This window comes from Pseudomonas sp. AC172 (assembly GCF_979258595.1).
The window spans coordinates 1,352,017-1,374,673 of record NZ_OZ409868.1 but is presented as its reverse complement, the minus strand read 5'-3'; the positions used below and the strand labels follow the sequence as shown (position 1 = coordinate 1,374,673).

The 22,657-nt window shown below is 55.7% G+C and carries 21 protein-coding genes; 7 read left to right on the top strand and 14 right to left on the bottom strand.

Annotation, left to right across the window (positions count from 1 at the left end):
- The first annotated feature begins 2 nt into the window (after positions 1-2).
- The 4 genes from ACZ0A4_RS06300 to ACZ0A4_RS06285 all read left to right on the top strand — a co-directional run bounded on the left by ACZ0A4_RS06300 (position 3) and on the right by ACZ0A4_RS06285 (position 6,348).
- Positions 3-1,109, top strand: a complete 1,107-nt coding sequence (locus ACZ0A4_RS06300) for a DNA alkylation repair protein (RefSeq protein WP_463573635.1) — start codon at positions 3-5, stop codon at positions 1,107-1,109.
- Positions 1,110-1,650: 541 nt separating this feature from the next.
- On the top strand, positions 1,651-2,523 hold the full coding sequence (locus tag ACZ0A4_RS06295; protein WP_463573633.1) for a glycosyltransferase family 32 protein: 873 nt from the start codon (positions 1,651-1,653) through the stop codon (positions 2,521-2,523).
- Positions 2,520-4,775, top strand: a complete 2,256-nt coding sequence (locus ACZ0A4_RS06290) for a family 16 glycosylhydrolase (protein ID WP_463573631.1) — start codon at positions 2,520-2,522, stop codon at positions 4,773-4,775. Before ACZ0A4_RS06295 ends, ACZ0A4_RS06290 begins: the two co-directional genes overlap by 4 nt.
- A complete protein-coding gene (locus ACZ0A4_RS06285; protein ID WP_463573629.1) occupies positions 4,744-6,348 on the top strand; it encodes a carbamoyltransferase C-terminal domain-containing protein in 1,605 nt (534 codons plus the stop codon). Before ACZ0A4_RS06290 ends, ACZ0A4_RS06285 begins: the two co-directional genes overlap by 32 nt.
- A gap of 202 nt (positions 6,349-6,550) precedes the next feature.
- Here ACZ0A4_RS06285 and ACZ0A4_RS06280 read toward each other — a convergent pair whose 3' ends face one another.
- The 3 genes from ACZ0A4_RS06280 to ACZ0A4_RS06270 are packed head-to-tail and all read right to left on the bottom strand — an operon-like array spanning position 6,551 to position 9,439.
- Positions 6,551-7,207, bottom strand: a complete 657-nt coding sequence (locus ACZ0A4_RS06280) for a DUF2931 family protein (RefSeq protein WP_463573627.1) — start codon at positions 7,205-7,207, stop codon at positions 6,551-6,553.
- A gap of 31 nt (positions 7,208-7,238) precedes the next feature.
- Entirely contained in the window at positions 7,239-7,898 is a 660-nt protein-coding gene (locus ACZ0A4_RS06275; RefSeq protein WP_463573625.1) for a DUF2931 family protein, read from the bottom strand.
- Entirely contained in the window at positions 7,898-9,439 is a 1,542-nt protein-coding gene (locus ACZ0A4_RS06270) for a DUF2235 domain-containing protein (protein ID WP_463573623.1), read from the bottom strand. Before ACZ0A4_RS06270 ends, ACZ0A4_RS06275 begins: the two co-directional genes overlap by 1 nt.
- A gap of 287 nt (positions 9,440-9,726) precedes the next feature.
- Between ACZ0A4_RS06270 and ACZ0A4_RS06265 the strand changes: the two genes are divergently transcribed.
- Entirely contained in the window at positions 9,727-10,497 is a 771-nt protein-coding gene (locus ACZ0A4_RS06265) for a hypothetical protein (protein ID WP_463573621.1), read from the top strand.
- 83 nt (positions 10,498-10,580) lie between these two features.
- Here ACZ0A4_RS06265 and ACZ0A4_RS06260 read toward each other — a convergent pair whose 3' ends face one another.
- From ACZ0A4_RS06260 to ACZ0A4_RS06220, 9 genes are all read right to left on the bottom strand, one after another.
- Complete coding sequence (locus tag ACZ0A4_RS06260) at positions 10,581-10,943, bottom strand: DUF6124 family protein (protein ID WP_463573619.1); 363 nt, start codon at positions 10,941-10,943, stop codon at positions 10,581-10,583.
- Between the two features lie 627 nt (positions 10,944-11,570).
- A complete protein-coding gene (locus ACZ0A4_RS06255) occupies positions 11,571-12,092 on the bottom strand; it encodes a GNAT family N-acetyltransferase (RefSeq protein ID WP_463573617.1) in 522 nt (173 codons plus the stop codon).
- 128 nt (positions 12,093-12,220) lie between these two features.
- Positions 12,221-12,700: a GNAT family N-acetyltransferase gene (locus ACZ0A4_RS06250; protein ID WP_463573615.1), complete on the bottom strand. Its 480-nt coding sequence runs from the start codon at positions 12,698-12,700 to the stop codon at positions 12,221-12,223.
- Between the two features lie 13 nt (positions 12,701-12,713).
- Positions 12,714-12,926: a DUF4287 domain-containing protein gene (locus tag ACZ0A4_RS06245; RefSeq protein WP_128615608.1), complete on the bottom strand. Its 213-nt coding sequence runs from the start codon at positions 12,924-12,926 to the stop codon at positions 12,714-12,716.
- Between the two features lie 125 nt (positions 12,927-13,051).
- Entirely contained in the window at positions 13,052-14,023 is a 972-nt protein-coding gene (locus tag ACZ0A4_RS06240; protein WP_463573613.1) for a tetratricopeptide repeat protein, read from the bottom strand.
- Positions 14,024-14,238: 215 nt separating this feature from the next.
- Positions 14,239-14,937 carry an arsenical resistance protein ArsH gene (gene arsH, locus ACZ0A4_RS06235; protein ID WP_463573612.1) on the bottom strand — a complete coding sequence of 233 codons (699 nt, stop codon included), beginning with the start codon at positions 14,935-14,937 and terminating at the stop codon, positions 14,239-14,241.
- Between the two features lie 12 nt (positions 14,938-14,949).
- Complete coding sequence (locus ACZ0A4_RS06230; RefSeq protein ID WP_463573611.1) at positions 14,950-15,420, bottom strand: arsenate reductase ArsC; 471 nt, start codon at positions 15,418-15,420, stop codon at positions 14,950-14,952.
- Between the two features lie 15 nt (positions 15,421-15,435).
- Positions 15,436-15,783, bottom strand: a complete 348-nt coding sequence (locus tag ACZ0A4_RS06225; RefSeq protein WP_463573609.1) for a metalloregulator ArsR/SmtB family transcription factor — start codon at positions 15,781-15,783, stop codon at positions 15,436-15,438.
- A gap of 209 nt (positions 15,784-15,992) precedes the next feature.
- On the bottom strand, positions 15,993-16,877 hold the full coding sequence (locus tag ACZ0A4_RS06220) for a LysR family transcriptional regulator (protein WP_463573608.1): 885 nt from the start codon (positions 16,875-16,877) through the stop codon (positions 15,993-15,995).
- 133 nt (positions 16,878-17,010) lie between these two features.
- Between ACZ0A4_RS06220 and ACZ0A4_RS06215 the strand changes: the two genes are divergently transcribed.
- Positions 17,011-18,657: a GMC family oxidoreductase gene (locus ACZ0A4_RS06215; RefSeq protein WP_463573607.1), complete on the top strand. Its 1,647-nt coding sequence runs from the start codon at positions 17,011-17,013 to the stop codon at positions 18,655-18,657.
- Positions 18,658-18,827: 170 nt separating this feature from the next.
- Complete coding sequence (locus tag ACZ0A4_RS06210) at positions 18,828-20,450, top strand: MFS transporter (RefSeq protein WP_016982967.1); 1,623 nt, start codon at positions 18,828-18,830, stop codon at positions 20,448-20,450.
- Positions 20,451-20,503: 53 nt separating this feature from the next.
- Here ACZ0A4_RS06210 and ACZ0A4_RS06205 read toward each other — a convergent pair whose 3' ends face one another.
- Together ACZ0A4_RS06205 and ACZ0A4_RS06200 are read right to left on the bottom strand one after the other, a co-directional pair.
- Positions 20,504-20,872, bottom strand: coding sequence for a DUF427 domain-containing protein (locus tag ACZ0A4_RS06205; protein ID WP_463573606.1), 369 nt, complete (start codon positions 20,870-20,872; stop codon positions 20,504-20,506).
- A 289-nt stretch (positions 20,873-21,161) separates the two neighbouring features.
- Positions 21,162-22,568, bottom strand: a complete 1,407-nt coding sequence (locus ACZ0A4_RS06200; RefSeq protein WP_463573604.1) for a serralysin family metalloprotease — start codon at positions 22,566-22,568, stop codon at positions 21,162-21,164.
- Positions 22,569-22,657: the final 89 nt, after the last annotated feature.

Here is a 22,657-nt window from a genome sequence, read left to right as displayed (position 1 = left end):
CCATGAGCACCACCGACACCGCCGCCCCGGCGTTAAAGGAAATCTTCAACGCCGAGCGCTTGCAGCACATCGCCAGCGAAATGAGCGCCGTCTACCCGGCGTTCAAGGCCAAGGCGTTTCTCAAACACGCCCATGACGGACTCGCCGAATTATCAGTGATGCAACGCATGGCGCGTGTCAGCGAAAGCCTGCACGCCGTGTTGCCGCTGGATTACCAAGATTCCCTAGAAGTGCTTTTCGAACTCGCACCAAGGCTGAATAGCGGATTCGTCAGCATGTGCCTGCCGCACTACGTCGCGAGCTATGGCGACCACGCCTTCGACACCTCCATGGATGCGCTGAAATACTTCACCACCTTCGGCTCCTCCGAATTCGCCATCCGCCACTTTCTGCGCAGCGACCTGGAGCGCTCGCTGGAACGGATGCACGACTGGACCCGAGACGAGAACCACCACGTCCGACGACTCGCCAGCGAAGGCAGCCGCCCTCGCCTGCCTTGGTCGTTTCGGTTGGACGCGGTGCAGGCGGATCCGCAGTTGGCCGCCGGGATACTGGATCGGTTGAAGGCGGATGAGAGTTTGTACGTGCGCAAGTCCGTGGCGAATCATTTGAATGATGTGACGAAGGTGCATCCGGAGTGGGTGTTGGACACGATTGAAGGTTGGTCGCTGGAGAACAAGCACACGGCTTGGATTGCCAAGCATGCTTTGAGGAGTTTGATTAAGCAGGGGGATTTACGAGCGCTGACGGTGATTGGCGCGGGGGCGAAGGCTGAGGTTGAGTTGTTGGATGTGCGGGTTGAGCCGGCTGTGGTCAGGTTGGGGGAAGCGATTACGTTGTCGTTTGTGGTGAAGTCGACGGTGGCGCATGAGCAGCAGTTGGTGATTGATTATGCGATTGACTATGTGAAGGCGAATGGCGGGGTTTCGGGGAAGGTTTTTAAGTTGAAGACGGTGGTTTTGGTGGGGTTTGAGAGTGTGGTTGTGGGGAGGCGGCAGGTGATTAAGGATTTTACGACGCGGAAGCATTTTGCGGGGCGGCATGGGGTGCGGGTTATGGTTAATGGGGAGGTTTTGGGTAGCGATGCATTCGACATTGTTGTTGGATGAAGCTACGGATGTAGTCCTTTGATCAAGCAGTGCTTGGACAAATGGGGAATACAGATGAGCTGCTTTCGCCCCAGAGCGGACATCACTGAGTCGCTTGCGGAAATCGATATTGCGGGTTGATGGGTCATCCTTACAAATTCTTGCCCGGCGGAATTAACAGACCTAAGATCATTCGAGTCAGAGAGCGATTAATACCATCGCAAGGACTAAAGTGTGTAGCCAGAGCCAATCCGGTTCAATGGGCAATTGGACGCTACGGGAGCTCATGAAAACTCGGGAGAATGCACTAGGACTAAATTTTCTGAAATGCTTGCCACATCTCGTAAGGTCGCTCCCGGTGCCGGCAGTGTCTTCGATGATCCAGAAATAACCATTTAGCCAGATTTTTTCATCCTGGCAGTTATCGCTTGGATTTGCATTCATTCGTATTGCAGTCTCAGATTAACTTAGTGTCGATCAGCCTACTTCGGCGTGACCATCTAGTAGTGGCGCGCCGGGATCCTACTGATGAGAAAAAACACATCAATGAGGAAAGTCGCAAATGAACGAAACGAGAGAGAATCAGGATGTCGAGGCCGATCCGCTCGGGCCTGCAGAGCGTGCGCGCTCTGATTTCGTACGTGACATGGTGCAACGGAGTGAACCATCTCCGCTCACCTCTGTGGCGTGGTCCACTCCCGCGCCAAAACGTATTGTCCAATTTTGGGATGATCTACAGCGATTGCCTCAAGATGTCGAAGCTTGCATGAACTCTTGGAGGCAACTGGAACAGAGTGGGTTTGAGTTAGAGATTTTCGACAAAAAATCTGCGCGCGACTTCATTCGAAGCCGATTAGGAGCTCGGTATGAAGACGCCTTTAATAGGTGCTACCACCCTTCAATGATGTCGGACTACTTTCGTTACTCGTACGTGTTCGTGGAGGGGGGGTTCTACATTGATGCCGATGATGTCTACCACAGTACGCCTATTGACCATCTCTTTGTCGATGGAAGGCTGAAACTTCAACCGTTCTGCTATGACATTGGAACGTCTCAAATGGTAGATCCGTCTATATTTACCAAGCCGGGTGCCAATCAACCTGGGTGGATTTTCTATTTCAATACTACCCCTCTGATCGCATCGCCCCATCATCCCATTGTTGAAAGAGCGTTATTGAACGCCACCGAGTCTTTAGAAGCGGACAGCGCGAGCGGTTTGCCTGAAGTCCAGGCTACGACGGGGCCTGGAAATCTCACTAGGTCAGTGTTTGAAGTGATTAGCGAAGGATGCTCTCCGGACGCAATGGTGGTCGCTCACGATTGGGAGCGGACATCCACCAGCCAATGGCCGCTTAGCTACCGCAACGACTCGAGGAATTGGAGGCTGTCCAATCAGCAAGCATATCGTGCGCCCTCGCCTTCGGACGCGCGATGAATCCGGCTCGCACGTACCTGGCCACTCTTCGCCTGGCATTCCGTCTGGGGCACGCCATTCGCAGAATCCTACCGACGCAGACGTCCAAAGCATTCGGGGTTCAACGAAGTTCGACCGATCGGGCAATTGAAAAGATCTACGTGATCAATCTCGATCGTGAACCAGGTCGATGGTCTCGAGTGCGGCAGGAGCTAGGACGTATACAAGATAGATTAGGCAATGATCTTCTCAGTCTGGCGGAACGGCATGCCGCTGTGGACGCGAGATGTTTTTTGCAGGATCCATCTAAAGATTCAGAGGTAAATCCTTACTACACATTGGCAGATCAACTATTCGTCGAGCCCCAGCCTCGGACACAACCGACGGATTATGAGCTTGACGCACCGATCCGGATGAGTAGGGCTGAAGTCGCTGTTGCCAAATCACATATTGAAGTCTGGAGGCGAGTTGCGCAGGGCGAACAAGAATATGCTCTGATCCTAGAGGATGACGTGTGGTTTCATCCCACTTTCGCTCGCCATCTTGACAAGGTTTGGAGGGATCTAGAGGCCGACAAAGGAAAGCACCAAAGCTTCGACGTTCTATACGTTTCATACATGGAAGTGACGCATGGTGCTCCAAAGACGTTCGTGTCGAGCCATGTGTTCCAGCCGATGCGCGGGCTATGGTACTTGTCGGGATACATCCTTTCCAAAAAGGGTGCAGAGAAACTTCTTCACTTACTGCCTTGTCGTGGCCCGGTTGATCTTTGGATAAATCATCAGTTTCGAGCATTGGATGTATACGCATCCAAGCGCAGCATTATCCGCCAAAGAACAGACACAACCTCATCCAACTCGTACTCGATTCTTCCGGCTCTCTCTACGATCGGCGCGATCAACAGCGAGGGGGCAGCCCTGTTCAATGCTCGTCCCACTCAATTTCCTGTTTTTGCGTTTGGCCCGGCCAACTCGGGTCAGTCATCCCTTGCGATGGCCTTGTCGATGCTCGGGTACCGATGCTGCAGCGATCTAAAGGCGCTGCCGTACCATGAGTTAAAAAGACTTTGTGAGGGCAATGCTGATCGGGTGTTCAATGCGTACGTCAATGTGGGATGCCTCGAGTCAATGATCGGGGATCTTCGACGTAGATATCCTAAAGCCAAGTTCATCGTGACGACGCAACCAAACGATGCCGCTAGGCAAGCGGCGCGGAACTATCTAGCCAACTTTGAAGGCGCGGATGTCATCATCCTTGATGACGGCGACGTCAATGCTTGGCGCATTCTCTGCGAGCAACTTCGGTGCGCGCCACCTTTATGCACGTTCCCAAAATTGGACGATTTGGGACAACGACATGTCGTTGAAGCGCATGGCCAACCTGCACTCACCAAAAAGAACGCGATAGCAGAGCGGGATCGGTCTCCATGGGTTGTTGAGACGGATCACCGCACTTGGTCAGGGATTCGAGTCTTACCAGAGGCACCGGAGAGCGAGAACGATTGGGTAGATGCCTACGATGGCTCTGGGAGGATCGACTCACTGCGGTGGTCTGCACGGTCAGACACATTCGCCGGAAATTTAGCGTTGTTCCGTCCCCTGAATATCGAGTTCGATGAAAGTGAAGGGGCGACGATTCATGTGAGGCGAGAAGAACTGGGCGCTCGACAGTACAGTGCAGGCGCCCTAACCAGCCACGCCGCGTACTTGTATGGGAGGTTTGAGTCAACCTTTCAAGCGTCCAGCGTACCGGGGGTGATCACTGGGTTCTTTCTTCACCGCAACTCACCACATCAGGAGATTGACATCGAGATTGCTGGAAACATGCCGAATCGCCTTCTCGTCAATGTCTTCTATAACCCGGGCGACGAAGGTGCGCAGTTCGACTACGGCTATCGAGGCGCTCCTAACTACATCGAACTGGGCTTCGACGCTTCTAAGGGGATGCATCGGTATGCTATCGAATGGACCCCATGGGAGATCCGATGGTTAGTGGACGACCTACTGGTCCATCGCCGCGTGCTTTGGGATCCCACCCCGATTCCTCATTTGCCTATGAAACTGCACTTCAACGCGTGGCCTACTCGATCATCTCAGCTCGCGGGGCGCCTCAACAACCGTCGGCTTCCGACAATGGCAAATGTTCAGTCAATTCGCGCGCTTGCGCACGGACCATCTGCACAGGAGCATCAGGCTAGGGTTCTCCACGATTTGGACGTGACAATATCAATGGAGTTTCAAGATGAAGATACTCTCTTACAACCCGGGCCATGATGGCGCATTTGCCTACGTTGAGGACGGCCGCTTGGTATTCTCCATTGAGGCCGAAAAGAGTTCGAAGTACCGACATTCAACACTATCTGTCCCCGATGCATTCGATGCACTAGCCGAACTTCATGCCGTTCCAGACGTACTCTGCAAAGGGGGATGGTGGCCTGGCGATCTTGCGCACGGAGGGGATACGGCAGCGGAATACCGCGGCAGCAATCACGACCAAGTGATTGTCAGCAAAAAGCACTTGTTGGGAAAGACCATCGACTTCTTCTCATCATCCCACGAGCGCTCGCACCTTCTCTGTGCGTTTGGAATGTCTAACCTACGGAAGGGTACCCCGTGCTATGTGTTGCTTTGGGAGGGCATTATTGGGGCTTTCTACGAGATCGATCCGGAACTGAATATTACGAAGGTGGCTGATGTGATGCCAGAGCCTGGCCATCGCTACGCCATGCTCTACGCATTAGCAGATCCTACTTTCGACAAAAGTACTGCTGAATTTTCCCGGTTATCTGATGCAGGGAAGCTGATGGCGCTCGCTTCGTTCTCGAAAAGAAGCCAGCCATCGAGCGAGGAGGAGGCAATCATGTCTTTCCTGTTGCAAGATTGCGAGCACCTTAAGCCCCGCGATTGTGAAGCCTTGAAAGGGTTTCAGCACTACAACGTGGGATTGGAAGATCCAGAATTCCGCAACTTTGCAGGCATCTTCAGCAACCGTCTGTTTGACCGGTTTCATCAGTTTGCTGAGGCGAATTTGAAACGGGGCATGCCGTTGTTAATAGCGGGGGGGTGTGGGCTCAACTGCGATTGGAACACTAAATGGAAGGAATCTGGATTGTTCAGCGATGTGTTCGTCCCCCCAGTCGCTAACGATTCGGGTTCTGCGATTGGTACGGCCATCGACGCACAGTTTTATTTTACCGGCGATCCAAAGATAGAGTGGGATGTCTATTCAGGCTTGCACTTCCTTTCCGACAAAGCTGTCGATATCGCCCTGTTCGACGAATTGGAACCGAGCATTGCCACAGTTGCCGCAATGTTGGCCGGCGACTTGATCTTGGGATGGGTAAGCGGCCGCTACGAAATCGGGCCGCGCGCCTTAGGTAATCGCTCCATCTTGGCAGCCCCTTTCAGAGCCGGTACCAGAGAGCGGCTGAACATCATCAAGCAACGGGAACAGTTTCGTCCCATCGCTCCAGTCTGCTTGGAGACGGATGCTGAAAAATGGTTTGGATGCAGTCAACCTAGTCCATTCATGCTTTACACCTATAGGGCCTCCACTGATGAGCTGGCAGCGGTTACCCATGTGAACGGGACTGCGCGTATTCAAACTGTGTCCGCTGTGAGTAATCCTTCTTTATTCGAATTACTTACTGCTTTCAAGGCAATTACAGGTTACGGTGTACTCTGCAACACATCCTTGAACTTCAAGCACAAGGGTTTCATTAACTCGATGTCTGATCTTTCGGTTTACACATTGCAACATGAACTGGACGGTTTCGTGGTCGAAGGGAAAATTTACATGCTGAAATCATCGGTGGGTTATCAGGACTACTTACGCAGTCATAGTTGAAAGTAATTCTTGCCCGGCACTCATCCCACCGCCTCTAAAAATCGAGACGATTGTTCCCGAACCATAGCGAGTACTAATGGGCTAATTTTTCGCGGCCGGGTGAGATTTCGGCTTGTTTGATCTGAATCTGCGCCTACCGTAAGTTTTGTTTCGGAGGCGATCCTTCGTATACGGCTGGCCGGCAGTATCTTCTGCCCGCCTCCTACCAGCTTCCATACGGAATGCCGTACTTTTCCACATATCGCTTAGCCTTCTCACTTACCGGATAGGCATAACGACCACCGTGCTTCCCTTGTTCCGGCCCCAAAACTTCTATCCCTCCTTGACCTCGGGCGACCTCAACCGGATTTCGACATGAATCTCTAACCCATGCTTGGAGTACGCCGCCCGGAGCGAGACCCACGTAGAGCGACGCCATAAACCGAGCGGTTTTCTCCGGTGTTTCCGGGCAACGCTGGTGTGTTGACTTCACCATCAATTGCCTGCCCTCTTCCGGAATTTCGATGAAACCTTGATAGGTTTTTTGCTCTGTTATGGATTGCCAGCGGACAAAGATCTGTTTTGGAAGATCAGCGCCCGTCACAGGTCTCCCGGTCCCCGATACTGCCCCCCAACCACGAGCAGACTCTGTGCTGAAATCGGGTTCACCGCTAGCAGCAGTGCTCTTGCCAGCGCGAAAGAAAATTCTGTCATTGATGTCTTGGACGGAGCTGTCCTCTACCCAGACCTTCATGTAATTCGGCTGAACGAACACTAATTCCCACCATGGATATTTAGGGTCATTTTCGCCGGTTTCTGGGCCTCCGATTTGGCAGCCAGACAACAATAAAGCGCCCAGCAGCGCAATCCTTGCGTTCATTACAAAAGATCCATTCAGTTAAGTGTCACGACTACCAACTTCCATATGGAATGCCATATTTATCGATATACCGCTTTGCCTTTTCACTCACAGGATAAGCGTAACGCCCTTCGTTCTTACCTTGGCTCGGCCCCAGCGGCTCAATTTCAGCCTGCGCTCTAGCGACTTTGACCGGGTGGTGGCAAGAGTCTCTTACCCAAACCTGCACAACACCACCGGGGGCCAACCCTAAATAAACCGACGCCATAAATCTCGCTTCCTGATCAGGCGTCTGCGGGCAACGCTGATTGACGGACGCCACCATCAACTGCCTGGCTTTCTCTGGGATTTCTACCCATGCCTGCCACGTTTTCTGTTCGACAATCGATTGCCAACGGACCCAGATGCGAACAGGCAAATCTGCTCCCACCACTCTCCTTCCGCTGCCGCCTACCCCACCTGTCCAACCTCGGGCGGACTCTGTTCCATCTTCAGGCTCTCCCCCCGCAGCGGTGCCGCCGCCGGTTTTGTAGAAAATCCTGCCGTTAATGTCTTGAACAGAACTGTTCTCTACCCAGACTTTCATATAGTCGGGCTCGGTAAACGCCAACTCCCACCACTCGGATTTCGGGTCATTTTTTGCTGAAAGTGGATCCGCAGACTGGCACCCAGTAATGAACAGCGCGCATAGCAGGGTAAAAAGTACTTTCATCACCAAAGTTTCCAGTCAGCTACATGAGGGTGTTGTACGCGTATCGAGTCCGGCGTCGGGGCATTGATGTAAACGGCACGGACGCCACTGCCATCTCTGCGCCCGAGAGGATGGTTCCAATTTGCAGACATGTGAATGTACTTCAGCTTCAGCAATTGGTCTTCTTGGATTGAGGTGTCGTAACTACCCGCTAGAAATCGATCACACAGCGCTTGAAGCTCCGCGGGCACTGCCAACTCAGGCGTATCAGGAATGTCTTGAAACCGAACACCCTTCTCTTTTGCCAATCGGTACATCACTCGTAGATATACCCTGGAGAGCAAGCCACTCACAGGACGTTTCAGTTGCACTGCGGCATATACGCGCTTCATGCGCGGGCTGAGCCGATCCCGCGGATCAACTGGCAGTAGAAGCGCTTCAGGCGTAACGATCTCCAGCATCTCTGCTGGCCATCCTTTTGCGAGCCACTGCCCCTTCACCGTCACGGCATCACGGTAGATAGACGTAGTGGAGACATCAGTAAATTGCGACACTTCAAGCGTTTGCATCGGACTGACGAGCACGCACTCTTGGACTTCATCGCGGTAGCCACCGCCGATGTCGGAATGAACCCCGGGCAGAGTTATTTCCAAGTGATCCGCTTTAACGCGGCTCAGAGCGAAGTTAACCCGATATTCGTCACGCGCGGATAACTGCACCACATCAGTGAAGAAGCGGCGGTCGAGGTAAAGTTTGATTCCTGTTGCGATGGGACTTTTGATGTCCCCCAGATTCGACCAGCCAGCAATGGAGGGCACCGTATCAAAAAGGCCAATAAAACCCATGTTGATGCTGCTTTTGTACTCTTCGATGAAGGTGCGGCTGAGGGCGTTGGCATTGCTGCGCAACACTTCCCCGAGTGGCCCCTGCTTTCCACGTACGACCTCGTTAGCAAAGTGTCTTGCGGCAGCAGCACCACGGCTGAAGCCGAATGTATCAAAAGTCAGGGACGTAATTTCACTATTGGGATTGTTATCCAGCACGTCCTTGATACGGGTTTTGATCTCCGCAAACGACAGCTGAACACGGCCTGCCACGCCTGTTTCGCCTCGGCCAGTACCTCCACCTAACGTACTGTCCTTTTTGCCTGACTCAGTTCCTATTCCCTCGATGTAAATCATCCGGAACGCTTGCTTCTGCGAACTATCCCCTTCAGCCCTTTGAGGTGCGAAGTACAGTTCGCTCAGTTTCTGAACATTGGAGGTGCTATTGGCGTAGCTGCTGTCCGGATCCTTCATATAGGGCTGACAACTGGCAGGAATATCCTCCGGCGCAATCGGATGCTGCGCCCCACACAGCAATCCAGCCGCCGTGTTATTCGCATTATTCCCAGTGCCATCAAAGAAAACCCCAATCCTCAACGCAATCCCGATTTTCTCAGGTTCGCGCGCAGGTTCTTTCCCGTGTTTCTCATATTCCGCCCAACGCTGGGCATGAATATCGACGGGTTTGGCTTCTTCGTAGCGGTAGTTTTTCGGGGGGTTGGGTACGTAGCCACTCATCCGTGATTCCTGGTTCTGATCCTTGAGAACGGCCCGAAGGGTGACAGCCGAGGCTGGGGGGCGCAAGCCGTGGCCGTTTGCCAGCCTCGTTGAGAAAATTGCTGTGGCAGGGATTTCACTTGGCGTTAACCAGGATGGACTGATTGTCGTACTTCAGGTTTTTAAATATAGGCATTAAGCGCAAAATTTAGTGATAGTACCCACTTTACAAACATCAACCTCTAGCAAATTAATTCTCTGCCGATAAGGAGAAATGTCGAATATCTGAAAAACACGGGAGCAGTGTCATGGAGTATGACCCGATCATGCAAATGGGATCAATTGCATGGATCATCGTAAGTAGTATCGCCTTTCTGTATATAATTTTCTATTGGCTACTTGTAAAGGGAACAAAGTACCTTTCTATGCGCCTGGATGATATTGGCTGGAAAAAAGCTGATTATTGGTGGATTACAATTGGAGCATTTGGATTCGTCATCCAGATAATTCAGGCTGGAACCGCTATTAATCAATCCACTATAAATATGGAAGAAAGCCTCGGCCGACTCACCAGCCAAAATCTCAACATGGCTGCTGCGAGACTCAGTGACCCGCCAATTTGCCAACAGCCTTCAACGATCAATGCAGATAAAGTCATGAATACTATTTCCAACGAACTGTCTGTAGCGTGCGATGAGTTTAAAAAAATCAGACCTGATGAGCCGACAAAAACGCAAATTGATTTAAAGATAATACGTTACTTTTCCGAGCAAAATGACGGAATAGTTAGATACAAAAACCCTTTGATCAAAGAAAGATTTGACGAACTGAATCAAGAATACGCCAAACACATAATACAAGCTGACTCAATCGAAAAAGTAAAATCCACCTATAGACACTTCGAGGAAGTTTTCGATCTAATAAAATACGCAGCATCTATTTTTCTCGGAGCAGCAATCGCCTTGAGACTAGCAAAAGTTACAGGAGAGATAAGACTGAAGACACACCCGGTAAAAAAACAACCGCCTCCTGATATAGAAATAGAAGAACTGACGAAGCAACAACCACAGCGTAACTAAAGACTAGGAAGCGATACTTCTTATTGCTAACGGCAAAACCCGCTGTGGCGACGGTTACAAATTCGCCACAGCGGGCTTACGACCTATCCTTTCAACTCGACGTTATCCAGCGCTTGATTGACGGCGATTTCGCCGAGCATCACGACCTGGGCGATGCCCAGTGCGGTTTTGCGGTGGGGGGTGTCGAGCATGGCGGCGAAGTTGAGGAGCATTTCGCTGGCGGAGCCGAGGGTTTCGCTGGCGTTGGCGAGCAGGGATTCGCTGTTGTACTTCGGGTTGGCGAGGTACATGCGTTCGGGTTGGTGGGCGCTGGCCATGATTTGGCTGGCGGGTTTGAGGTAGTGGTCGAGGGCACGTTCGGCGGCTTCGTGGAATCGCTTGGAGTCGGGGGATTCGTAGGGGGATGTTGGGTCGGTTTCGGGTGGGTTGGGTGTTGGTTTGATCATTGATGAAACTCCTACGTCAAAAAAAGGAGCCATCACTCTCGCTACCAAACGAGGGTGGCGGCCATGCGCAGGTTGGTAGACCGGGACGTAGAAAACCGGCGCGCCCGAAGACGCCCTGTGCATGACCACCATAAAGCCGTGTCGAACAGACACTGCGAATCATGATGCTTATGCAATCTACGAAAACTCAGGGCTACCAAACCCGATCGCTGTTTTTCAGCGACCGACAGACGATAGAACCCGCGACCTAGACGCACAAGCCGGCGGATTCTGGCTTAGTCGTAGGTAACGGCGCAAGGCGTTGTAGGGTTTCGGTGATTACTTGAGGCTTGGTTTAAACAGTGGTGGTTTTTACTGTTTATTCCGGTCAGTGGTTGATGGGGTGACTGGGTGGGCGTCTTCGCGAGCAGGCTCGCTCCCACAGGGGATTTGTGGTGGGTTCGGGATTTGCGGTGACCGGGTTGGCGCCTTCGCTAGCAGGCTAGCTCCCACAGGGTTATGTGGTTGGGTTGGGGTTGGTGGTGGCTGGGCTGACGTTATCGCGAGCAGGCTCACTCCTACAGGGGATTGTGGTTGGGCTGGGCTGGCGTCTTCGCGAGCAGGCTCGCTCCCACTGGGTAATGCGGGTTAGGCGTCATGTCGCTGGATGCGGAATACGAGGCTGGGGGCTTTGCCTGGGACGTCGTCTAGATCGCCGAAGCGCTGCATGCCGATCTTTTCCAGGACGCGGATTGAGGCGATGTGGTCGGGTCTGACCAGTCCGAAGACTTCGGGTAAGCCGAGGTGTTCGAATGCGTGGGTCAGCGCGGTTTGGGCGGCTTCTGTTGCGTAGCCGTGGCCCCACGCTTCGACGGCGAAGCGGTAGCCTAGGTTGATGACTGTTTTCCCCAGATAGTCATGGGCAGCGATGCCGGCGAATCCGAGGATTTTTTCGGGGGCTTGGGTGCTGCTGATTGTCCACCATCCGTAGCCGTGGGTTGTCCAGTGTTGTAGCCAGCGATTTAGCAGGGCGTCGGCCTGGGCGATGTCGGTCATGGGGCCGGCGGGGTTGAATTGGTTGGTTTGTGGGTCGCTGAAAATCGCGAATACGGTGGGTAGGTCTGCTTGTTTTGGGCGTCTGTAGATCAGGCGTGGGGTGGGGTCTGACATGATCGAAGCCTTGGGATTTTGGGTGGGTCAGTGGGTTGTGTGGCGGTTGGGCTGGCGTCTTCGCGAGCAGGCTCGCTCCCACAGGTTTTTTTGTTTGGCATGGGGCTCCCACAGGGATTAGGGGATGGTTAGGGTCGGTGGCGTGTCATGTTGATGAGGGCGGATCGTCCACCATTCGGTGCCGGGCGCTCTTCGATGGAAAACGGCACGAAGCCAAGTTTCGGGTAGAGCAGCAGGCCTGCGGTGTTTTCGTTGAAGCAGGACAGTTGCACTTCCTTGGCCCGGTACTTTTCGAAACCCAATGCGGTCATGGTCTCGACAATGTACCGCGCAACACCCTGGCCTCGGGCGTAGGGCGCGACGATGACGTTGCCGATACAGCAGATGCCATCGTGCTCAGCGCGGTAGAAGTTGGCGAAGCCGACGAACTCGCCGTTGGCCAGGAAAGCCGTGGAGTCGAAGCGTTGGCTGATTGCGCTGTGCATCTGTTCTTCCGTCAGCGGGAAGTTGGCTTTCGGGAACATGAAGAACAGCTCTTGTTCGCCTTGCGGAAAGCTGCAGAGGGTGTTGACGTCGTCGGCCGTCACTGGCCGGTGGGAGAAATTCATCGCTGCCCTGCCCTCACTTTTTACCCGCCAGATGATGCGCAACCAAGGCGTTGGCATGACCGTGGCCCATGCCGTGTTCGTCCTTGAGCCAAGCCACCAGTTCCATGTGCTTCTTGTCGGTGATGCCGGCGAGCAGGTTCAGCCAGTGATCGATGGGCTGGCCGTATTTTTTCTCGATGGAGGGGAAGTACGACGCCGGGCCTTTTACCTTGTTGTCTTCGCTCATGCTGCAAGCTCCCTGTGGTCACGACGGAGGGTCGGCGGACGCTCCTTGTCGGCACGTCATAGAGTGGACGCGAGACGCTGTTCCGGCAAGTGGCCCGCCGATCAGTTCGGGCGACACGGCACCGCTTATTTTTTCGTTAGCGCTCTGAGTCGTTCTCTATCGGTCAGCCCATCGGTCCTGACGCTGGCGACAGTCGTGTGGTTTTTCTGCTCCGGCGAAAGGATCGGTGCGCCGGGGTATCGGTAATCGCTAAAGCCCTGCATGACTTTTTGGTCGATGACACTGTTACCGCAACTTTGCCGCAAGGCGATCGCTGGCACCAACGAGCCGGGGGTGTAAGTCAGTTCCAGCTGCACCGACTTGCGCTCGGGGGTCGACAGCTTTTCTCGCGCCAGAGCCTTCTCGATACCGTCAATCTTCGCCCTGACGCCATACTGCATCCGGTTGAGATAAACCTTGTTGTACTGCTGTTGTTGTTCGATCGTCATCACCACGCCTTTGCTGCGCAGGCGTTGGAGGTTGTCCCATGAGTCGGCTTTGAAATACAGCTTCAGCGCCCCCTGAAGGTCTTGCGGGCCGCCTTTGCCGTTCTCCAGAAACTCGGCGACTTTGAGCTCCATTGCGGTATTGCCGGGTTCCGCGATTGAGCGCTCATAAAAGTCCCGGGCAGCCACCAGATCGACCGGCCCGCCGACACCGGCTGCCGCCATATCGCCCAGTCGGCTGTAGACATTCGGCGCACGTCGGGCCACCGACTCATAGATGTCTTTGGCCTTCTCGATGTTTTTCGGCACGCCATGTCCCTGCTCGTACATCTCACCGAGGATCACCTTGCAGTTGGCGTTCTGGGTGCTGAGATAGCGGATCTCGTCGAACTGCTGCTCACTGATCGACGCTTGCTTGAAGTACGCCGCACAACGAAAGCTGGGGAATTCATCGCCCGCAAAATTGGGGCGATGGTGGGATTTGCAGCCTGCAACGAGGGCAGTAAGCGCCAGTACAGCAACAACCTTGTTCATGAATGGCATCCGTTGAAATCGTGCAGATTTCATCGGCAGGCAGACGCAAAACCTGAAGTGTCGGTTGCTCGAAAACACCAGAAAAAACCTGTGGGAGCGGGTTTGCTCGCGAAGGCGGTGTGTCAGCCAAGATCATCAACAGCATCGCCACGCAGTTGGGTGGGCGAATCCCCCTGGTGAACCGCGCTGAGGGCGGCCTGCGCGCCACCTTGTCGATGTCTGACCCGCTTCGCAACACAGCACCCGCGAGCCGCCGCAGAGTTGAGTCTGCCGTCCCTCGCCGAGGGACAGCCTCAGATCGAACGCTGATTCACCCGCGCCATCAATTGCTCGGCACTTTCCTTGCGCTCGGAGTAGCGGTCGACCAGATGCGCCTGTTGATCGCGCAGCAGCACGGTGAACTTCACCAACTCTTCCGTCACATCCACAACACGATCATAAAACGGCGACGGTTTCATCCGCCCGTTATCGTCGAACTCCATATAGGCCTTCGGCACCGAGGATTGGTTGGGGATGGTGAACATGCGCATCCAGCGCCCCAACACGCGCAACTGGTTGACCACGTTGAACGACTGCGAACCGCCGCAGACCTGCATCACGGCCAGGGTTTTGCCTTGGGTCGGACGCACGGCGCCGAGTTCCAGCGGGATCCAGTCGATCTGCGCCTTGAACACGGCGGACATCGCGCCATGGCGTTCGGGTGAGCACCAGACCTGGCCTTCCGACCACAGCACCAGATCGCGCAGTTCCTGCACCTTGGGATGGTCGACCGGAACGTCGTCGGGCAGCGGCAAACCGGACGGGTTGAAGATCCGCGCTTCGGCGCCGAAGTGTTCGAGCAGGCGCGCGGCCTCCTCTACCAGCAAACGGCTGAACGAGCGTTCGCGGGTCGAGCCGTAGAGCAGCAGGATGCGTGGTTTGTGTTGATCCAAAGAAGACGTCTGTAAGCCTTCGAACAGCGAATGATCAAGATTGGGCAGTTGTTCTGACATATGTCCTCCAGCTCAGAGGGAGCCGATACGATCCAGCTCACGCTGGAGTTCAGCGCGGTTGAGTGATTTGAATGGCAGGCCGAGAAAGGTCGCGCAGCGCCGCTCGATGATCGCCAGCGTGGCAGCAAACGCCGCGTCCACGGCGGCATCGTCGCCGATCACATCCGAGGGATCTGCCAGGCCCCAATGGGCTTTGAGCGCAGGGCCGAAGTACACCGGGCAGCTCTCACCGGCGGCCTTGTCACAGACGGTGATGACAATGTCTGGCGGATTGTCTTCGAACGCGTCATTGCCTTTGCTATACAAGCCATCGATGGCAATGCCGGCCTGTTGCAACGTCGACAGGCTGCGTGGCAACACTTGGCCCTTGGGGAAACTTCCGGAACTCACGGCCTCGAATCCGGGGCGCGCCAGATGATTGAACATGGCTTCAGAGAGGATGCTGCGGCAGCTGTTGGCCGTGCACATAAACAGAATTCGCATGGTTTTCTTGCTTCCTCAGCAGCAGGCGGTTTCACGGACGGGACGACCGTCCATGTTCTGCAGGCGGGCGGCATTGTCCTTGAGCCAATCGGCATTGGCTTTGGACGTCACTTGCAGGATTTCGCGCACCCACGCCGGCAGCTCCGGGTTGAGACGGTAATAGACCCACTGGCCCTGACGGCGATCAAGCAGCAAACCATTGCTGCGCAATTGCGCGAGGTGGCGGCTGATTTTCGGCTGGCTGTCGCCGAGTGCACACATCAGCTCGCAGACGCACAGCTCACCTTGATCGGAAATGAGCAGCATGGCGCGAACGCGGGTTTCGTCGGCGAGGCTCTTGAAGACTTCGGTGGGGGTGATCATGGGAGGGGCTCAGCACATATGGAAATTCGAATATACGGATATCCATATATTTATCAACCCGGAAATAACACCCATCTCGGGTGATATGCGCATACCCCTGTGGGAGCGAGCCTGCTCGCGAAGGCGGTGGGTCAGGCGAGATTTGCGTATCAGATACACCGCTTTCGCGAGCAGGCTCGCTCCCACAGGGGGATTTGGATGCGGCTGGTTTAACCGCGTAAAAGCCCCTGCTCCGCCTCACACAACCCCACCACATAATCCCAGACCACCCGCAGCCGCACCGACTTGTGCAACTCGCGCCGCGTGCTGATCCAATAACTGCGCTCGATGCTTTCATCCGGCAGCAACGGCACCAGATCGGGATCCGACTCGGCCATGTAGCAAGGCAGCACTGCAATGCCCAATCCCGACCGCGCCGCTTCCTGCTGCGCAATGACACTGGTGCTGTGAAACACAACCCGAGGGCTGCGACAGAAGCTGTTGAGAAACATCAGTTCCTGGCTGAACAGCAAGTCATCGACATAGCCGATCCACGCATGCCGCCCGAGGTCTTCGCGGCTGTGCAGTGGCGGCGCCTTATCGAGATAACTTTGGCTGGCGTACAACGCGAGTCGATAGTCCGTGAGTTTGCGCGTCACCAGCATGTCCGCCGCCGGGCGCTCCAGATGAATGCTGATTTCCGCCTCACGGTTGAGGATGCTGACAAAGCGCGGCACCGCGACCAGTTCCACTTCCAGCCCCGGATAACGCTCGAACAAGCCAATCATGCGACTGGCGAGAAACTTGATGCCCAGCCCTTCGGTGACGCCGACACGAATCTTGCCCAGTGGCGCAGTGGATTGGGTGATTTCTTCCTGCGCCAGCAACGCAACGTTTTCCATCGCTTCGGCATGTTTAAGCAACGCCTCCCCCGCCGGGGTCATTTCGTAGCCTTGCGCGTGCTGGACGAACAGCGCGGTGCCGAGGCTTTTTTCGATGGCTTCGATGTGGCGGGCGACGGTGGCGTGGGTGGTGTTGAGGCGGCGGGCGGCGGTGAGCAGCCGACCGCTGCGTTGCAGTTCGAGAAAAAACCGCAGGTCGTTCCAGTCGAACATGGCGTGTCCTTGTCAGCTATGGTCTATGCAGGCTGTTTGAAAACGCACAGCGGCTGCGCAAAAACTAACATTCTTTTGACGAAAGCTAACAACTAGAGTGTCCGACAATAAAAACAAAAAGCGAGGTCAGGGAATGCAGACTTCCCTCGATGAATACGACTACATCGTGGTCGGCGCCGGCCCTGCCGGGTGTTTGCTGGCCAATCGGCTGTCGGCGGATCCGCAGCAGCGTGTGCTGTTGCTTGAAGCCGGCGGGCGCGACAACTATGCGTGGATTCACATTCCTGTCGGTTACCTGTTCTGCATCGGTAACCCGCGCACCGACTGGTGCTTCAAGACTGAAGAACAACCGGGCCTCAACGGCCGCGCGCTGAGTTATCCGCGCGGTAAAGTGTTGGGCGGCTGTTCTTCCATCAACGGCATGATCTACATGCGCGGCCAGGCCAACGATTACGATGGCTGGGCAGCCGAGGGCAATCCGGGCTGGGCCTGGAATGACGTGCTGCCGCTGTTCAAGCAAAGCGAAAATCATTTTGCCGGGGATGCTGAATTTCACGGTGCCAAGGGTGAATGGCGCGTTGAACAACAACGACTGTCGTGGCCGATTCTGGATGCGTTTCGCAGTGCCGCCGAGCAAAGTGGCATCGCCAGCATCGATGACTTCAATCAGGGCGACAACGAAGGTTGCGGCTACTTCCAGGTCAATCAGAAATCCGGTGTGCGCTGGAACGCGGCGAAGGCTTTTTTGAAACCGGTGCGTGACCGGGCGAATCTGACGGTGCTGACCGGGGTTGAGGTGGATCGGGTTCTGCTCGAAGACGGTCGCGCTTCAAAAGTCAGCGCGCGTCATGAAGGTCAGGTCAAACAGTTCAAGGCACGCAAAGAGATTGTCTTGTGCGCCGGTGCTGTCGGCTCGCCGAGCATTCTGCAGCGCTCCGGAATTGGCCCACGGCCGTTGCTCGAACGCTTGGGCATCGGCGTGATTCATGAGCTGCCGGGCGTCGGCGGCAACCTGCAGGATCACCTGCAACTGCGCCTGATCTACAAACTGGAAAACGCACGCACGCTGAACCAGATCGCCGGCAGCGTGTGGGGCAAGATGGGCATGGGCCTGCGTTATCTGTATGACCGTAGCGGGCCGCTGTCGATGGCGCCGAGTCAGTTGGGCGCGTTTGCGCGTTCGGGGCCGGAGCAGACCTCGGCGAATCTTGAGTACCACGTGCAGCCCCTGTCGCTGGAGCGTTTTGGCGAGCCGTTGCACAGCTTTCCGGCGTTTACCGCTTCGGTGTGCGATCTGCGTCCGCAGAGTCGTGGACGGATCGATATTCGTTCGGAGGATCCGCAGGAGGCGCCACTGATTCAGCCCAACTATCTCAGTCATCCTGAAGATCTGCGCGTGGCGGCAGATGCCATTCGCCTGACCCGACGCATCGTCAGCGCGCCTGCCCTGCAAGGGTTCAAACCGGTTGAGTACCTGCCGGGCGCCAACCTGCAGAGTGAAGAAGAGTTACAGGAAGCAGCAGCGAAAATCGGCACGACGATTTTCCACCCGGTCGGCACCTGTCGCATGGGCAATGACGGTGATGCGGTGGTCGACGCACAGCTGCGCGTTCACGGCGTGCCAGGTTTACGCATCGCTGATGCGTCGATCATGCCGCGCATCACCTCGGGTAACACGTGTTCGCCTACGCTGATGATTGCCGAGAAAGCGGCACAACTGATCCTCAGCCCCAACACCAGGAGCAGCACCGCGAAATTGGAGCTGGCCCAAACCCTGTAGGAGCTGCCGAAGGCTGCGATCTTTTGACTTTGGATTTTCCAGATCAAAAGCAAGATCAAAAGATCGCAGCCTGCGGCAGCTCCTACAAGGGACCGCGTTTAATCCAAGGCATCACCCGGACACGCAACACCAGTGGAACAACAAAAACAATCACTGTGAGGGATACCGATATGTCAGAACACGTTCAGCCGCTGGACGCCGTGCGCAGCGCGGAGACCAGCCCGGATACACGCAAAGTCATCTTCGCCTCATCACTGGGAACGGTGTTCGAGTGGTATGACTTCTTCCTCTACGGCGCCCTCGCGGCGGTGATCAGCAAGCAGTTTTTCGCCGGGGTCAACGACACCACGGCGTTCATCTTTGCGCTGATGGCCTTCGCCGCTGGCTTTATCGTGCGGCCGTTCGGGGCGCTGGTGTTCGGTCGGTTGGGGGACATGATCGGGCGCAAATACACCTTTCTCGCGACGATCATTCTGATGGGCGTGGCGACGTTCTGCGTCGGCCTGCTGCCGACTTACGCCAGCATCGGCATCGCCGCGCCGATCATTCTGGTGCTGCTGCGCATGCTTCAGGGTCTGGCACTTGGCGGTGAATACGGCGGCGCTGCAACCTATGTGGCCGAGCACGCACCGATTGGCAAACGCGGCTTCCACACCAGTTGGATTCAATCCACCGCTACCCTCGGCCTGCTGTTGTCGCTATTGGTGGTACTCGGTTGCCGCTACTTCACCGGCGATCAGTTTGAAGTGTGGGGCTGGCGCATTCCGTTCCTGCTGTCGATCGTGCTGCTGGGCATTTCCACCTGGATCCGCCTGAGCCTGCACGAGTCGCCGGCGTACCTGAAAATGAAAGAGGAAGGCAAAACCTCGAAGGCGCCGATCCGCGAATCCTTCGGTAAATGGGAGAACCTCAAAGTCGTGCTGATCGCCCTGTTCAGCATCAACGCCGGCCAAGCGGTGACCTTCTACGCGGCGCAGTTCTACGTGCTGTTCTTCCTCACCCAGTTCCTGAAAATGGACCCGGCGGTGGCCAACACCTTGCTGATCATCAGCGTGGTCATCGGCGCACCGTTCTTCATCTTTTTCGGCTGGCTGTCGGACAAGGTCGGCCGTAAACCAGTGCTGATGCTCGGCTTGCTGCTGGCCACGGCGCTGTACTTCCCAATCTTTAAATCCCTGGCGCACTACGCCAACCCGGCGATCGATCAGGCCAGCCGTCAGGCACCGATCACCGTGCTGGCGGATCCGGCGACTTGCACCTTCCAGTTCGACCCGGTCGGCAAAGCCAAATTCGACAGCCCGTGCGACAAGGTCAAAACCTTCCTGGTCAAGCAAGGCCTGCCCTACTCCAGCGCCGCTGCGCCTGCTGGCAGCGCCGTGCAAGTGAGTGTTGGCGACGTCAAACTCGATGGCTTCGATGAAGCCGCCCTGCGCGGCGCGATCACCCTCGCCGGCTACCCGCAACAGGCCGATCTGCAGCAGATCAACAAACCGATGATCGTTGCCCTGATCGTGGCGCTGATCATCATCTCGGCCATGTGCTACGGCCCGTTGGCGGCGCTGATGGTCGAACTGTTCCCGACGCGCATTCGCTACACCTCGATGTCGCTGCCGTACCACATCGGCAACGGCTGGTTTGGCGGGTTCCTGCCGACGGTGTCGTTTGCGCTGGTGGTGTACACCGGGGACATCTTTTATGGGCTGTGGTATCCGGTGTTGATCACCGGGGTGAGCCTGGTGGTGGGGATGATCTGTTTGCGTGAGACGAAGAATATCGATCTCGACAAGAACTGAAACTCAACCAGACAAATATCGGCGAGGGCTTTTACCCTCGCCGTTTTTTTTGCTCAGGCATCAGCCTTGATCACCTCGAACTTCACCTGATCCGGATAAAACGCCACGTAGTCGCGAATTGGCGCTACTGACACTTTCGGATTCTCATACGTCCACACCGCATTCGCGCCTTCATGTCCCGGCACCTGCAAGCTGAAGTAGTTGGCGTCGCCCTTGTACGGGCAGTAACTGGTGTGGTCAGTGCGAGCGAAATACTTTTCGTCGATGTCTTCGCGGGGGATGTAATAGACCGGCGGGTAGTTGGCTTCGTTGAGGATCAATACGTGGGAGGACGCGGCGACCTGGATGCCGTGGAATTTAACGATCAGGCAGCCGGGAAGTTGTTCGAGCGCAATGACGGGACTGGGGCCGGAGCTTTTCATGGGGTTCTCCTGAATACGGCGAAGAGACCGGTTCAGGTATAGCCCATCGGTTCTGGTTGGGGTGGATTTACAGCTGAACGGCCCATCAACTTCAAAAGCCCCTCACCCTAGCCCTCTCCCGGAGGGAGAGGGAACTGACCGAGTTGTCTGGCGAAATCCATCGACCTGAAAAATCGAGTCGATTATGGATTCAAAGCCAATCGTTCAAGTCGGTGAATTTCGCCAATATCCCCCAATCGGTCCCCTCTCCCACTGGGAGAGGGTTAGGGTGAGGGCCGCTCTTCAGGCATCACGCAACAATATCAGTCGCCACCGCCTGCCCCACCACACCCACAGCAAAGTCCACCGAACCCTGCCCCGTCAGGTCAACCATCAGGCTGGTCTGATTGGTCTGCGCGAAGTAGGTCAGAATAGCGTCGCCCGCATGCCCGGTGAAACCGCTGACGAAGTTCAGCGACGCCGTGCCCGTGGCGAAACCGGCGATACCCGACAGGTCGATCTTGTCCAGGCCGCTGGTGAAATCCATGATCCAGTCCGGCGCAGTCATGGTCGAATCGCTGGCGGCACCGAACACGAAAGTGTCTGCGCCGGCACCGCCCCACAAGGTGTCGCCACCGCCACCACCGTAAAGGATGTCATTACCGGCACCGCCAAACAGGTCGTTGGCGGCCGCATTGCCGATCAGCAGGTCATTGCCCGAACCGCCCAGCGCATTCTCCACGGTCACACCATAAGCAATCGACACGTTGCCGACCAGGCCACCGACATCAGAGAACGAACCTTCATTGAGGTTGATCTTCTGGTTCTGGCTGAAACCGGAGAAATCCAGCGTGTCATTACCACCGCCATCCCACACTGAAAACACCACTTTGGAGGATGCCGAAGTGGCGCTGTAAAAGTCGCGCTCGGCGTTGGAGTTGAAACCGTACGTGGTGTCATCGGCGCGGGTTGCGTAGTTGGCGCCATACAGTTTCTGCACCGCAACGATATCGTCCAGCAATGGCGCCGAAGCGTACGCGCCGCTGCCGTCCTTGCTGAAATTCTGCTCGGTGTTGGCTTCACTCCAGTAGCTCATCAGGCTGTAGCCGCGAGTGTCTTCGGCATATGTCGCGTCTTTGTAAGTCGGGTTACCGTTACCGGCGTTGTAGGCGCCCGGGTGCGACAGGCCGAGGGTATGGCCGATCTCGTGGGTCAGGGTCTGGCGCCCGTAGTTGTTGGTGTCCGGGGTTTTGTTGACCTGATACTGATCGTTGATCAAGTACCACGACTGGCCGTCATAGCTGCCGCCGCTCGGCAGGTAAGCGAACGCTGCGCCACCGGTGCTGACATCGTAGTTGCCGAAGGTCATGTGGCCATCGCCGCCCTTGCCTTCAGTGAAGGTAACGTTGGCAACGTCGGCCCAGGATTGCATGGCCAGCACGGCCTGAGCTTTTTGCTGGGCGCTGAACTCGCTGAAGTTGCCCAGTTTGACGTTGTAGTTCGCCGGTTTCTCGGTCAGGAAGGTGTAACTGAGGCCGATCTTGCCGTCAGCGTTCTTGTCGCCCCACGACAGGCCTTTGCGCAGGATTTCGTCAGCGGCCTGGTCGGCGGTGAATGAGGGTTTGCCGTTTACCAGCCCGACGCCACGGTCATACAGGTGGCTGAAGGTATCGATTTCGTCGAAGGCGCTGCTGGTTTTCGATTTGGCTTGAGCCATGATGGACTTCCTTGTTTCTGAGTAGTCAGTGTCGACAGACCACGGCGATCTTCTGGCGAGATCGTCCTGTCACTCGCGTGCTTGAATCG

Bases quoted from the DNA above. Each gene is read 5' to 3' on its own strand.
- ACZ0A4_RS06255 (WP_463573617.1), bottom strand. From the start codon at position 12,092: ATGTCAGACCCCACCCCACGCCTGATCTACAGACGCCCAAAACAAGCA.
- ACZ0A4_RS06265 (WP_463573621.1), top strand. From the start codon at position 9,727: ATGGAGTATGACCCGATCATGCAAATGGGATCAATTGCATGGATCATC.
- ACZ0A4_RS06285 (WP_463573629.1), top strand. From the start codon at position 4,744: ATGAAGATACTCTCTTACAACCCGGGCCATGATGGCGCATTTGCCTAC.
- ACZ0A4_RS06290 (WP_463573631.1), top strand. From the start codon at position 2,520: ATGAATCCGGCTCGCACGTACCTGGCCACTCTTCGCCTGGCATTCCGT.
- ACZ0A4_RS06210 (WP_016982967.1), top strand. From the start codon at position 18,828: ATGTCAGAACACGTTCAGCCGCTGGACGCCGTGCGCAGCGCGGAGACC.
- ACZ0A4_RS06270 (WP_463573623.1), bottom strand. From the start codon at position 9,439: ATGAGTGGCTACGTACCCAACCCCCCGAAAAACTACCGCTACGAAGAA.
- ACZ0A4_RS06205 (WP_463573606.1), bottom strand. From the start codon at position 20,872: ATGAAAAGCTCCGGCCCCAGTCCCGTCATTGCGCTCGAACAACTTCCC.
- ACZ0A4_RS06245 (WP_128615608.1), bottom strand. From the start codon at position 12,926: ATGAGCGAAGACAACAAGGTAAAAGGCCCGGCGTCGTACTTCCCCTCC.
- ACZ0A4_RS06220 (WP_463573608.1), bottom strand. From the start codon at position 16,877: ATGTTCGACTGGAACGACCTGCGGTTTTTTCTCGAACTGCAACGCAGC.
- ACZ0A4_RS06275 (WP_463573625.1), bottom strand. From the start codon at position 7,898: ATGAAAGTACTTTTTACCCTGCTATGCGCGCTGTTCATTACTGGGTGC.
- ACZ0A4_RS06300 (WP_463573635.1), top strand. From the start codon at position 3: ATGAGCACCACCGACACCGCCGCCCCGGCGTTAAAGGAAATCTTCAAC.
- ACZ0A4_RS06250 (WP_463573615.1), bottom strand. From the start codon at position 12,700: ATGAATTTCTCCCACCGGCCAGTGACGGCCGACGACGTCAACACCCTC.
- ACZ0A4_RS06230 (WP_463573611.1), bottom strand. From the start codon at position 15,420: ATGCGAATTCTGTTTATGTGCACGGCCAACAGCTGCCGCAGCATCCTC.
- ACZ0A4_RS06200 (WP_463573604.1), bottom strand. From the start codon at position 22,568: ATGGCTCAAGCCAAATCGAAAACCAGCAGCGCCTTCGACGAAATCGAT.
- ACZ0A4_RS06260 (WP_463573619.1), bottom strand. From the start codon at position 10,943: ATGATCAAACCAACACCCAACCCACCCGAAACCGACCCAACATCCCCC.
- ACZ0A4_RS06225 (WP_463573609.1), bottom strand. From the start codon at position 15,783: ATGATCACCCCCACCGAAGTCTTCAAGAGCCTCGCCGACGAAACCCGC.
- arsH (WP_463573612.1), bottom strand. From the start codon at position 14,937: ATGTCAGAACAACTGCCCAATCTTGATCATTCGCTGTTCGAAGGCTTA.
- ACZ0A4_RS06215 (WP_463573607.1), top strand. From the start codon at position 17,011: ATGCAGACTTCCCTCGATGAATACGACTACATCGTGGTCGGCGCCGGC.
- ACZ0A4_RS06280 (WP_463573627.1), bottom strand. From the start codon at position 7,207: ATGAACGCAAGGATTGCGCTGCTGGGCGCTTTATTGTTGTCTGGCTGC.
- ACZ0A4_RS06295 (WP_463573633.1), top strand. From the start codon at position 1,651: ATGAACGAAACGAGAGAGAATCAGGATGTCGAGGCCGATCCGCTCGGG.